The 13,300-nt window shown below is 40.5% G+C and carries 9 protein-coding genes; 7 read left to right on the top strand and 2 right to left on the bottom strand.

Going from position 1 to position 13,300, the window contains the following annotated elements; translation table 11 throughout:
• Positions 1-28 precede the first annotated feature (28 nt).
• Positions 29-3,316, top strand: coding sequence for a ribonuclease E (gene rne / locus I6E78_RS11345; protein ID WP_197182531.1), 3,288 nt, complete (start codon positions 29-31; stop codon positions 3,314-3,316).
• A gap of 79 nt (positions 3,317-3,395) precedes the next feature.
• Here rne and yejK read toward each other — a convergent pair whose 3' ends face one another.
• Positions 3,396-4,412 carry a nucleoid-associated protein YejK gene (gene yejK / locus I6E78_RS11340; RefSeq protein ID WP_011328492.1) on the bottom strand — a complete coding sequence of 339 codons (1,017 nt, stop codon included), beginning with the start codon at positions 4,410-4,412 and terminating at the stop codon, positions 3,396-3,398.
• 62 nt (positions 4,413-4,474) lie between these two features.
• Here yejK and I6E78_RS11335 point away from each other — a divergent pair, with 62 nt between their 5' ends.
• The 6 genes from I6E78_RS11335 to I6E78_RS11310 all read left to right on the top strand — a co-directional run bounded on the left by I6E78_RS11335 (position 4,475) and on the right by I6E78_RS11310 (position 10,165).
• Complete coding sequence (locus I6E78_RS11335) at positions 4,475-4,687, top strand: DUF1414 domain-containing protein (RefSeq protein ID WP_011328493.1); 213 nt, start codon at positions 4,475-4,477, stop codon at positions 4,685-4,687.
• 5 nt (positions 4,688-4,692) lie between these two features.
• Positions 4,693-6,186, top strand: a complete 1,494-nt coding sequence (locus tag I6E78_RS11330; RefSeq protein WP_197182530.1) for a DUF3413 domain-containing protein — start codon at positions 4,693-4,695, stop codon at positions 6,184-6,186.
• Between the two features lie 100 nt (positions 6,187-6,286).
• The gene (locus I6E78_RS11325) at positions 6,287-6,766 is read left to right on the top strand and encodes a DUF4124 domain-containing protein (protein WP_197182529.1); all 480 of its coding nucleotides are present in this window, start codon (positions 6,287-6,289) and stop codon (positions 6,764-6,766) included.
• Positions 6,767-6,876: 110 nt separating this feature from the next.
• Positions 6,877-8,592, top strand: coding sequence for a bifunctional isocitrate dehydrogenase kinase/phosphatase (gene aceK, locus I6E78_RS11320; protein ID WP_197182549.1), 1,716 nt, complete (start codon positions 6,877-6,879; stop codon positions 8,590-8,592).
• A 17-nt stretch (positions 8,593-8,609) separates the two neighbouring features.
• Positions 8,610-9,548 (top strand): LysR family transcriptional regulator, encoded by a 939-nt coding sequence (locus I6E78_RS11315; RefSeq protein ID WP_011328497.1) that lies wholly within the window; start codon positions 8,610-8,612, stop codon positions 9,546-9,548.
• A 173-nt stretch (positions 9,549-9,721) separates the two neighbouring features.
• Positions 9,722-10,165: a ferritin-like domain-containing protein gene (locus I6E78_RS11310; RefSeq protein ID WP_011328498.1), complete on the top strand. Its 444-nt coding sequence runs from the start codon at positions 9,722-9,724 to the stop codon at positions 10,163-10,165.
• 120 nt (positions 10,166-10,285) lie between these two features.
• On the opposite strand, the gene I6E78_RS11305 is transcribed toward I6E78_RS11310, so the two are convergent.
• Positions 10,286-13,285: a TonB-dependent receptor plug domain-containing protein gene (locus tag I6E78_RS11305; RefSeq protein ID WP_226897996.1), complete on the bottom strand. Its 3,000-nt coding sequence runs from the start codon at positions 13,283-13,285 to the stop codon at positions 10,286-10,288.
• Positions 13,286-13,300: the final 15 nt, after the last annotated feature.

Raw genomic sequence — 13,300 nt, 5'->3', positions numbered from 1 at the left:
CAGCGACACAAACTAGTAGAGTAACAATATGAAACGTATGCTAATCAATGCAACGCAGCAAGAAGAAATGCGCGTAGCACTGGTTGACGGCCAGCGCCTATATGATTTAGATATAGAAAGCCCAGGTCACGAACAGAAAAAAGCCAATATTTATAAAGGCAAAATCACTCGCATTGAACCATCTCTTGAAGCAGCATTTGTTGAATACGGTGCTGATCGTCATGGTTTCCTTCCTTTAAAAGAAATTGCCCGTACTTACTTCCCAGCTGGGTATACTTTCCATGGCCGTCCGAATATTCGTGACGTGATCAAAGAAGGTCAAGAAGTTATAGTACAAGTAGATAAAGAAGAGCGTGGCCAAAAAGGCGCAGCACTTACTACCTTTATCAGCGTTGCCGGTAGCTACTTAGTTTTAATGCCTAATAATCCTCGTGCTGGCGGTATATCTCGTCGCATTGAAGGTGATGAGCGTACTGAACTAAAAGAGTCACTTAGTCGTTTAGAACTTCCTAAAGGTATGGGCTTAATTGTTCGTACTGCTGGTGTTGGCAAATCGTTTGAAGAATTAAACTACGATTTAAAAGCCTTACTTGTTCATTGGGAAGCAATTGGTGTTGCAGCCGACAGTGCTAAAGCGCCGTTTTTAATACACCAAGAAAGCAATGTAATATTTCGTGCAATTCGAGACTATTTACGTCGTGATATTGGCGAAATATTAATTGATAAACCACGTGTTTTTGAAGAAGCTAAAGCGCATATTGAACGTTTTCGCCCTGACTTTATGAGCCGTGTTAAGCTTTATCAAGGTGATACGCCATTATTTACGCATTACCAAATTGAAAGCCAAATTGAGTCTGCGTTCCAGCGTGAAGTACGCTTGCCTTCAGGTGGTTCAATTGTAATTGATCCTACAGAAGCATTAACCTCTATCGATATTAACTCGTCTAAAGCAACAAAAGGCGGCGATATTGAAGAAACAGCACTTAATACTAACTTAGAAGCAGCAGATGAAATTGCACGTCAATTACGTCTTCGCGACTTAGGTGGCTTAATTGTTATCGATTTTATCGATATGACACCACCACGCCATCAGCGTGAAGTAGAAAACCGTCTAAAAGACGCTGTTCGTCCTGATCGTGCTCGTGTGCAAATTGGTAAAATTTCACGTTTTGGTTTACTCGAAATGTCGCGTCAGCGTCTGCGCCCTTCATTAGGTGAAGCAAGCCAAGGCCCATGTCCACGTTGTAGTGGTCAAGGTACGATTCGTTCTAACGAATCAATTGCACTGTCTATTTTGCGTTTAATTGAAGAAGAAGCAATTAAAGACAACACTGCACAAGTTAATGCTCAAGTGCCTGTTGCTGTTGCCGCTTATTTATTAAATGAACAGCGCCGTAGTGTTCATCGCATGGAAAAACAACATAAGTGCGACATAGTGATCATTCCTAATCAACACATGGAAACACCACACTACGAAGTAATGCGCTTACGTAAAGACGAAACGATTGAAACAGTAAGCTATGGACAAATTGTTGCTCCAGAGCCTGAAGCATTTGAAATGTCTAAGTCGCCTGTAGCACCAGTACGTGAAGAGCCAATGTTAAAAGGCGTTGTAATGCCTGCAACACCAGCTCCACAAGCGGCTCCTGCTAACGTTGTTGCCCCTGCTGAAACTAAAGCGCAAAGCGGTTTACTGGATGCAATTGGTAAGTGGTTTAAATCTTTATTCGCCAGCGAAACCGTTGAAGTGAAAAAAGAAGAAACACAAAAACAGCAACAAGAAACGCGCGACAATACGCGTAATAACGATAATCGTCGCCGTAATAACAACAATCAGCGTCGCCGTAATAACCCTCGTTCTAAGCCACGCACTGAGCGTACTGCGGATGAAGAGGTTAAAACTAACTCTGTATCAACACCTGAAGCAGCAACGCAAACTAACGAGAACCAAGAGAGAGGCGAGAATCGCAATAAGCGTCGTCGCAATCCTAATTCACGTAAGCGCCCAGAGCCACGCACTGAAGATAAAGATGCAGTAAAAGTTGATGCACCTGCAAAAGCAGAAGCTGAAACTAAGCCAGTTCAAGCCGAAGAGCCAAAGGATCAAAAACCAAAGGTTCGTCGCCAGCGTCGTAATTTGCGTAAAAAAGTACGCCTGCAAGATGAAAATGCTGAGCAAGTACAAACAACAGATGAAACACCTGTACAAGCTACAGAAAAAGAAACACCAGTAGCCCAAGAGCAAGCACCTGTTGTAGAAAAGCAAACTCAAACAGCGGCAGAAAAAACAGCTCATATTAAAGAAGAGAAAGTTGAAGATGTTGATTCTAACGATGAAACACCTACAACCGAAGACGAGCAAGAGCAAACTCGTACACGTTCACGTCGCTCACCTCGTCATCTTCGTGCATCAGGTCAGCGCCGTCGTCGCCCTGAAGGTGAAGGCAATGAAGCTAAGTCAGATGAAGCACCGGCATTTGTTCCTGTTGCCGACCAGGCTGCTGCAGAGTATGAAGCAGAGCTTAAAGCTAAATCTGCAGCTACACCTGCGGATGCAGCGCAACAAGTTGAACAAGCCGTTGCGGTTGAAGACTTAGCCAAAGTTGAAGCTGTAGAAGAGCCAGTACAAACTGAAGAACCAGCTAAAGTTGAAACTCCAGTTGTAACTGAAGAGCCAGCTAAGGTTGAAACTCCAGTAGCAGCTGAAGAGCCAGCTAAAGTTGAAGCGCCAGTAGTAACTGAAGAACCAGCTAAAGTTGAAACTCCATTAGTAACTGAAGAGCCAGCTAAAGTTGAAGCGCCAGTGGTAACTGAAGAGCCAGCTAAAGTTGAAACTCCAGTGGTAACTGAAGAGCCAGCTAAAGTTGAAACTCCAGTGGTAACTGAAGAGCCAGCTAAAGTTGAAACTCCAGTGGTAACTGAAGAGCCAGCTAAAGTTGAAACTCCAGTGGTAACTGAAGAGCCAGCTAAAGTTGAAACTCCAGTGGTAACTGAAGAGCCAGCTAAAGTTGAAACTCCAGTAGTAACTGAAGAGCCAGCTAAAGTTGAAACTCCAGTGGTAACTGAAGAGCCAGCTAAAGTTGAAACTCCAGTAGTAACTGCAGCACCACATGTTAAAACAGCGATAGCTCAAGGGTCAGCAAGTGCGCCAATGGCACAGCCTACCCCTGTAGCTGATAGCGAAGTAAAACATACATCTGTTGCTATGGCTCACGATAAACGTGAACTAGTGCCAGACAGTGGTTTGCGTGCGGGTTCAATCAAACCTGCTGGTCGTGCAAGTTCTACAATGACTAAAACAATGAGTGTTGATTAACAATACTCATTAAAAAGCCCCGCTAGTTAATTATTAACTAGCGGGGCTTTTTTGTACCTGTAACTTTAGATCAATCGCATTAGTCTTGTTCTTTTTCCATGAAGCGTTGTAACTGATCTTTTAAGTTTGGCGGAATGCCTTTGATCACTAAGGTATCGGTTGCTTCATTATAAGTAACACGTTCACCTAAGTGTTTACGCTCAAAGCTCACACTTACACCGCCACCTAAACCAGAGAACTTAACCATACTTGCCACTGTTTTTTTATCAACGGGGAATGACTCTTCTAAATCGTAACTTTGCTCTTTGCAAAAGCTGTCAAACGGACTGTCATCGCCTTTTGTAAGTGTTGCCGAAAGCTCACTTACGTTGGCATCTTCACCTGTCGTTACACAATCATTACAGTAATCAAATACTTGTTTACGTAAATCGTCTTTTTCTGATTTATCAAATTGTTGCTCTGATAAGTAATCCTCTACAGCACTGAGCATTACTTGGCTTTGTTGTTTAGGATCAATACCTTCTTCACAGCCTAAAAAGTCTAAGAAGAAATCGGCAACTTTGCGCCCTGCGCGGCCTTTAATAAATGAAATATAACGATTGTCTTGCGCTTGGGTGTCCCAAGCGGTTAAATCGATTCGTGCCGCTAATTGCATACGCGAAATATCTAAATGACGTGACGATGCTAAATCAAGCTCAGAGGTAATTGAGTAATGCTCTTTAATATTAATCATCGCAATCAGCATGTAGTCTGTAGCCACATACTGATAGTGACAAAACACTAAATAACCGGTTTCATTAAATGCGTATTTATCAAGCTCCTCTTTTAACACACTCGATGCTTGATCTGTCATATGCCAAAAGCCAAGTTCGTTGTTACGGTAACTTTGCATTGCCGATGCAACTACGCTGTTTTTATCGCCACTAAAAGCGCAAAAGCCTTTACCTGGCTTACCATTATATGCATGATGCAATTGCTCAATAAACACAGCTACTTTATCGTTGATTAGCATTTCATCATTACGTAAATGAATTTGAGTATCGCCGTCTTTTTTGTCTACATAATGAACGACTAGTTTTTTAACGTCTGTTGCCATCTTTGTTTTTCACGCCTCTGGTGTTAAAATGTGAGAATATAACTATTAAATTGAACCAACTGATGCCAATCTTATCAAAATACTCTAATGAACAAGTAGAACAAATCGTCGATCAGCTTATTGATGTGTTAACTCAACACAATGCGCCGGTTGATTTGAGTCTTATGTGTTTAGGAAATTCTATCACGCATATCTTAAAAGAGCATGTACCAACAGGGAAAAGACAAGCCGTTACCGAGAACTTTGCTAAAGCTCTCGCACAGTCGGTTAAATAAACTCTATGAATTTATCGCAGCACAATCAGTTTTCATCAAAAGCGAGTCAATTACTAAGCTGGGGGCATTGGTTTACCTTTGCCAATATTGGCTTAGCGCTCTTAATTAGCTTAAGCTACTTGTTTGCCGACTCGCCACCTACAAGCTTTATGGGTATTACTTATATGCTAGTTACTTGGCTTAGCCATACTAGCTTTATTGCCTTTTTAGCGTTTGTGCTGACGGTATTTCCGCTCAGTTTAGTTTTTCCATACCCTCGCCATATTCGCGGTATGGCTGCAGTTATTGCTACCTTTGGCGCCTCTTTACTCACACTTGATGCTTATGTTTATTTTAATTTAGGTTATCACTTAAGTAGTTCTGCTTTACCTGAGATCATTTCGCTTTTATGGCACCGCTTAAACAGCTCACCCGCTTTAACAACTATTTTAGCCGGTGGCATAGTTTTAGTTATTTTAGGTTTTCAGTTAACGGTCAGTAATTTTACTTGGCAAAATTTAGCGCGTTTAAAGCAGCTCAAGTTTGCTCGCTACGCGAGTTCATTTTTAGTGATTTGTTTTGCTTTAAGTCATAGTATTCATATTTGGGCTGACGCTAATTTAAAGTTTGATGTAACTAAACAAGATAACTTTTTACCGCTTTCGTATCCTACAACGGCTAAAAGCTTATTAGCTAAAAATGATCTACTAGACATAAAAAGCTATAAACAAGCGCATAACGTGCAAATTAATCAGCAAAACATTAGCTACCAATTACCTACTCCACTGACAAAATGCGAAGATTACAAACCGGCTAAAATTGATATTTTTGTATTTGAAACAGCGCAGCAGCTTGCTCAATTTGCCAGTAATAAAAACTTGTATAGCACTAAGCAGTTTTTACAACCAACCGATCATAACGATATGCTCTTTAGTTTAGTTTATGGTTTACCAGCATTTTATAAATCTACAATTATAAATGAGCAAACATTACCCGCATGGCAAAGCCAACGTCGCAGTGTTGAAGTAACGGGTATTGCAGCGTTAAATTTTATTAACGATCAAACCCACACTAATAGTGCAATTAGAATTATTAAAGGCACTGATGACTTAACACCTCGCGATAAAAACACCCATATTTATGCTTTTAGTTTGGCTGATACTAATAAAGAGGTGGTAATTACCTCAACGCTTTATAGCTCCGATAAACGGATCACTCGCGTTAATGGCCTTATTCAACCTAGCGATATAATAGCGACCGCTGTTGGGCAGTATTTAAACTGCAACGCTATTGCTGAGCAAACTATGCTCGGTGTTAACTTACACCAGAAAAAAGATAATATGGGTGTTAATTATTCTCAAGGCGTGGTTATTGCGTATAAAAAGGATAGAATTACCTTAATTGATCCTGATGGCGACTTTAAAAATATTTCTGCCGCCGAAGGGTTTTCGATTGAGCAAGGCTTAGACATTCCATTTTTAGTCCACAGTATTAAAAAGTTAAAAACCTTTACTCAATAAGGCTATTATTGACCTAGCTTGCTATACCACCAAGCTAGGTTATAGTTTTACTTTAACGTTATTAATTTAACGCAGTAAAACACTCTTAGGGATAGCCAATATGATTAAGCTGTACTGTATTTTTATTTTCCTCTTGCTTACAACCCTAAGCTTTAACAGTTTCAGTGCAACCAATTACTACAAGTGCGTTACACCAGAAGGCACCACCTTTTCTCAATTCCCGTGCGATAACAACGCCACCGTATACAAAGTTAACACCACAATAAATCAGCAAGTCGGCCCTAAAGTAGATTACACCAAGCAATTAAACGAACTAGAGCGCGAAAGCTTAATGGTGGGTTTACAGGCAGAACTGCGCAGTAATCAACATAAGTTAGCAATATTAGATCGTAAAAAAGACCAAGCTGATTATAAACAGCAACAGCGCCTTAACCATATTTTAGCCAAGGAAGATAAAAAACGCATTGCCGCCGATATTGCTAAAAAACAAAAAGTAATTAGCAAAAACTATAAAGCACAAATTAATATGGTAAAAAAGCGCATTAATAAATTACAAAAAAAAATAGACAACTACCAGTAATCTTTATCTCATGAATAAATAACATCTTAATTTAGCTTGGTTTTAAATCGAGAATAACATACTCTTAACAACGATAGAGTATAAGCTCTAGCGTCTAATAAGGAGTAATGATGCAGCCTCGTCATATTGCTGAATTAATTTTAACGGGCTTTAAAAAGCACTACCTGTTATTTCAAAAAACCACGGCAAAAGCACCGCTGGCGTTTGCTAAAAGAGACTGGCAAGCAATTAATGATATAAGCCGATTACGTATTAGCCATTATGATGATCGGGTTAACGAAACCACCGCCACACTTCGACAACAACAAACCGAACAACTCGACGAACAGCTGTGGCTAGAAGTAAAAAAGCTCTATCAACATTTTTTATGTTTTCATCCTCAGGCTGAGCTTGCCGAAACTTTTTATAACTCGGTATTTTGCCGCCTGTATCATCGCCGTTATTTTCATAACGACTTTATTTTTGTAGAAGCCACTCTAAAAGATGCGCCTGCAGTGCCAGTAGAAGCTGAGTATCGCAGCTATTTTCCTGTGGTTGACGGCCTAAAGCCCACAATTAAACAGATCATTAATCACTTTGATTTTAAAGCCCCCTTTGTAAACTTAGAACGAGACATACGACTGCTGGTAAAAGCATTTTATAAACAAGCGCCCGATACGCACCATAAAGCCTGGCAAATGCGCTTTGATATACTGCACACTCCATTTTACCGTAACAAAGCTGCCTATATTGTAGGGCGAGTGGTATCGCAAAGCGGCGTACAACCGTTTATTATTGCAGTACTACACCATGAAGATAAAGGCTTGTACCTAGACGCACTACTTACTAAATCGTCGCAAATGCGAGTTATTTTTGGTTTTGCGCGTGCCTACTTTATGGTAGAAACCCATGCGCCTTGCGCATTAGTGCGATTTTTAAACCAATTAATGCCCAATAAAACCATAGCTGAGCTCTACAACGCTATTGGCTTTCATAAACAAGGTAAAACCGAGTTTTACCGTGAGTTTTTAAATCATTTAACTCACTCTAACGACGAGTTTACTATCGCCCCTGGTACACCTGGCATGGTGATGATGGTATTTACCCTGCCCTCATTCGGCTATGTATTTAAAGTTATTAAAGATAAATTTGGCGAAAGTAAACCTTTTGGTCGTGATACCGTGTTAAAGCGCTACCAGTTAGTTAAAAAACACGATCGGGTTGGCCGCATGGCCGACACCATAGAATATTCTAACGTCGTATTTCCTTTAGCGCGGTTTGATAGTAACTTGTTGCAGCAGTTACACCAAACCATTGGCTCATCTATGGTAATTGAAGGCGACTGGCTTATTATCAAACATTTATATATTGAGCGACGCATGACACCGCTTAATCTATTTTTAGAAAATGCCGATGATGCCAGTGCCGCCGCCGCGATTGAAGAGTACGGCCAGGCACTAAAAGAAATGATTGCTGTTAATATATTTCCCGGCGACATGCTGTTAAAAAACTTTGGTGTTAGTAAACACAGACGTATTATTTTTTATGATTACGATGAAGTGCAATATTTAACCGACATGAATTTTAGAGCACTGCCTAAAGCAAAAACGTATGACGACTACTTAATGGATGAGCAAAGCTATTCGGTTGCACCGCAAGATGTATTTCCTGAGCAACTTTGCACCTTTGTAATGCCTAACCCAATCTACAAGCAGTTTTTAATGAGCACACATCCAGAGCTTATTGATGTTAACTTTTGGAAGCAAGCACAGCAAAATATTAAAAATGGTCAGGTTAGTCATATTTATCCATACCCGACAGCACAACGTTTTATCCATCACTGGTAAAGCGTTAAGGACATACAATGAATATAAGTAAAATAGATTTAAATTTACTGGTTTATCTCGATACTTTATTGCGCGAATGTAATGTTACCCGCGCAGCAAACCGGTTAAGTATTACTCAACCTGCCATGAGCAATGGCTTAAAGCGCCTTCGTAACTTATTTAACGATCCTATTTTAGTACGTACCAGCGATGGCATGGTACCCACAGAGCGCGCGTTAGAGTTACAACCCGTTATTCGCGGAATATTAATGACCCTAGAGGAAACACTTGCGCCTAATCGTGAGTTTGAAGCAAGCCAAAGTAAACGCGTATTTAGAATAATGGCCAGTGACTATGCGGCCAGTACCTTAGCGCCCAAGCTATTAAGTAAATTACACGCAGAAGCCCCCGACACCACCCTAGATATACTCACCCCTAGTGATGTGACCTTTCATGATGTGGAAAATGGCAAAGTGGATATGGCAATCAATCGCTTTGAAAACCTACCGCAATCGTTTCATCATAAACGCATTTGGAAAGACAGTTTTTGCTGTTTAGTTAAATCCGATAACCCGATTATTGACAATTTTAGCCTAGAGAGCTACTTAAAAGCACGCCATATTTGGGTAAGTAAAACCGGTTTTGGTGTAGGCGTAGGAATGGATCCTAAAGATGTGCAAAAACTCGGCTGGGTTGATGAAGCACTCGCTCATTTTGGTAAACACCGTAATATTGCCACCTTTACCCGTAACTATCATGTGGCAGTACATTTAGCCAAAGTACAAAACTTAATAGCAACATTGCCCTCCAAAGCAGCTAACATTTATATAGACGATCCTAGTCTTAAAATATTAGAACCTCCTTTTCCTATTCCACCGTTTGAGTTAGATATGATTTGGAGCCCGTTGTTACATCGCGATGCTAGTCATATTTGGTTACGTCAAAAAGTAGCCGAAGTTGCTGAAGAACTTAAGTAATACCGTTACAAAAGCTTTGTAAAATTTGCTTACTTAATCTAATAAGTAAGCAAACATCATCCTCACTATATATTTATTTCAATAAAAACAAACTACTACGAAAGTTCTTATAGTGGAACAACCTTTGCTTTTATATAAATGAACATTTAATTTCATTTATAAGAGAGGTCATTATGAACACCCATCAAAGTAATGAAGTAAATCATATTTCTGACATCATCCAAGTAATGAATAGTGGTATAGATTTTTACGAAAAAGCCCAACAGAACGTAAAAGATCCCGCTGTTGCCGCCCTTTTCCAGCGCATGATTGATGCGCGTAAGGTAACCGTTGAACGCTTACAACCTTTTGCTGTTAATGAACAAGGCGAACGTGAAGATGGCTCATCATTTGCGGTAGAAGCGCGCCGTGCTTACACTGCGCTTATCACTAAATTTAGCAGCAATAACGACGATACGTATATTAAAGAGCTAGAAGAAGTTGAGGATAAAACCCTCGAAGAAATTAAAGATGCAATGAAAAAACCACAACCCGCAGACTGCGAAGCTGTACTAGCTAAAGCATTACTAACAATGCAAAGCTGTCATGCTGAAATGAGCCGAATGAAAAAGCAGTAAGTAGCCTAAATTCTGGATAATAACTCAACCTAAAGCTGAGTTCAGGTTAAACAATTAAAAAAGCCCAACATTCTTAAATGCTGGGCTTTATATTAAGTATAAAAATGGGAGTATCTATAATTAAAAGCGGTATTCTGCACCTAGGTAGTAATACGCACCGTTAAAGCCAAATGGGGCTGAACGGCGAGAGTATTTAAATACCCCTGGGCTGCTTACAATGGTATTGCCTTGGGCATCTACAATAGTACCAGTACGTGAATTACCTATGGTATTTTCATCTGGGTAGACATCAAATAAGTTATTTGCGCCAATATTTACCGATAAGTTCTCAGTTATAAAGTAATTTACTTTAACATCAGTTAATATTTCGGCACCGTAAGTCTGGCGGCCGCCATCTTCTACTGTGTACTCACCAAAGCGATTAAGTGACAAATTAACTGTCCAGTCATCACGTTGATAAAGCGCACTTAAGTTAATGCGATCCTCTGGTTGCCACTCTTCAATAATAGAAATTTCTTGGTCAGAGAACACGTCCTCAACCGGTACTGTTTCTAAACCTGAACCTGCAGGGGTAAATAACGACACCACATCGGTTTTAGTAAAGTTAGCTGCTAAGGTAAAATCAAGCGTACCGCCTAACCCTTCAGTGTTCCAGGTAGCAACAAAGTCAATACCTTGCGTTTCTGTATCAGCACCATTTAAGAAAAACTGACCCGCACCAGCACCTGAGCTTATTAATGCAGCGTCAAGACTTGGCGACAACCCTTTACCTAAACGATTACTAATAACTATACGGTCGTCTATATCAATTGAGTAATAGTCGAGTGTTACGTTAATATTGTCTGTTACGTTATACACTATACCTAAGCTGCGGTTTTGCGACTTTTCTTCTGTTAGTTTTGGAATACCTAAGCTTTGCGCTAATGTTGAGTCGTTTCTAAAAGTACCGACTTCTTCGGCAACTAAGTTGCCAGTAACATCATCAACAACAAACTGAGTACTGATATTATTAAAATACAGCTGCTGCATTGACGGCGCTCTAAAACCTGAGCTTAATGCACCACGCAGTGATATATCGTCAGTAATCGACCAGTTACCCGCTAGTTTAAAGTTAACCGTATCACCAAAGCCTTTATAATTATCGTAGCGCAGTGCGCCCGATAAAATAACGTCTTCAATAATATAGGTTTCAGCATCAAGGTAGAACGAAATCACATCGCGCGACTCATCAACCGATGACATTGGCGATGAACCACCAAAACCTTGCGTGCCGCCCGAAGCATCTTCGCTGCCAACGCCACCGCTTAAACCGTCGTATATACTTACGCCGTTATTAGTGTCGTAATCTCGGTATGCGTATTCGCTGCCTTCTAAAATGCGATACTCATCGGTGCGAATTTCTGCGCCCATAGCGAGTGAGTAATCATCAAAATTTTGAGTAAAATCTAAATTAAGCGTTTGTAGCGATAATTCCATACCGTAAGCATAGGCTTCACGCGGAATAGTGGCGCGAATATCAGCAGCACTTAAGCCTTGGTCATAGCGTAAAAAGTTAGCATACGAGGCGTTAATTGTGTCACTGGTAGTGTAATCAATACTGTTTTCACCATAGGTGTACGATAAGTCTAAGCTAGCATCGTTATCAAATTGCGTTTTGTAACCAAAGTTATACGAAATATCGTCGATAGTGGTGTTAATTTTTGGCAAAAAGCCAGCCTGAATTGTCGCATCGTTATCTTGTAAAACCGTATTACCGCCACCGTTGGCATTGTGCCTGAAAAACGCTGCCGACTCGTTATCGCGCGTTGAATAAGTAATAAAACCGTATAGTTCGCCATCACCTAACTCATAACCTGTGCTTACAATTAAGCCAAATTGTTGTGAGTCGGCATCGCCTATTCTAAAGGTATCTCTGTCGGCTGTTAGCTCTCGCGGATCGCCCGCTACTAAAGTGCCGTCATCAAGTGTTGTACAACCATTAAATTGGCAAGAGCCATGTAAACCGGCACGGTTAGTTGGCGCACGATCACGGTAGTTAAGCGTAGTATTTACGTAACCTTTATCACCTAAAGCAAAACCCTTATTAAAATCAAGGTTTATCGTTTCACCATCGCCTTCTGAATATTGGCCATAGTTAATTGCGGCTTTACCACCTTCGCTACCATCTTTGAGTACTATATTAATAACACCCGCTATGGCATCTGAGCCATATTGCGCTGCAGCACCGTCACGCAGTACTTCAATGCGCTTAATTGCCGACGCCGGAATAGCATTCATATCGGTACCCGCTGTACCACGACCTACCGAAGTATTAATATGAATAATACTGGCTTGGTGGCGGCGCTTACCGTTAATAAGTACTAATGTTTGATCTGGGCCTAAACCACGCAGTGTTGCTGGGCGAAGGGCATCGGTGCCATCACTAATTGACGAGCTTGAAAAGTTAAACGAAGGCGCGATTGACTGCAGCATTCTGCCCACTTCTGTTTGCCCTGTATTTTCTAGCGCTTCTGCACTTAAAATATCAACCGGAACAGGTAAATCTTCAACTGAACGACCTGCTACACGACTCCCGACAATGGCAATTTTTTCTATTTTTTCTTGGGCAACATCTTCAGCAGCATTAACGCCCTGAGTGTTTGCAGCAAGTAATGCAGGCAATATTGCTGCACTAACGCCTGAAAGCTTCATCATGTTGTTATTTTTCCTATTGATTTGTTTGAGTTTTATACTCAGTAAACCATTTTGATCAACAACCGCATCGAGCTTACTGTCACCTAACAGTGCCTCCAGTGCATCTAATTGGGTGTAAAAACCATAAAGCGAATTTGCATTATATTGTTTAGCTAACTCATAAGAAAACACCACGGTTTGCTCAGTTTGCTTAGCAAATTCTATTAAAGCTTTGTCTGCTCGCTGCGCTTTTATATCAAATTGCACCATTTGCCCGGTAGTTACTGTGGCTAAAACATTCAAGCTAAAAAAAGCCGATGCAAGCACACTCAAACTACACAATAAATGCGTTTGGTTACTGCGCAACTTATATAAACAGTTGGCAAACAAAAATCCTCTATAGGTTTTATTCTTTTTATTAATATATTTTTTACTTTGCATGTTCATAATTGCAACTTAATC

The organism is Pseudoalteromonas sp. NZS127 (genome assembly GCF_015864805.1).
Classification (GTDB): Bacteria; Pseudomonadota; Gammaproteobacteria; order Enterobacterales; family Alteromonadaceae; genus Pseudoalteromonas; species Pseudoalteromonas nigrifaciens.
This window is presented reverse-complemented; position numbering and strand designations above follow the sequence as displayed.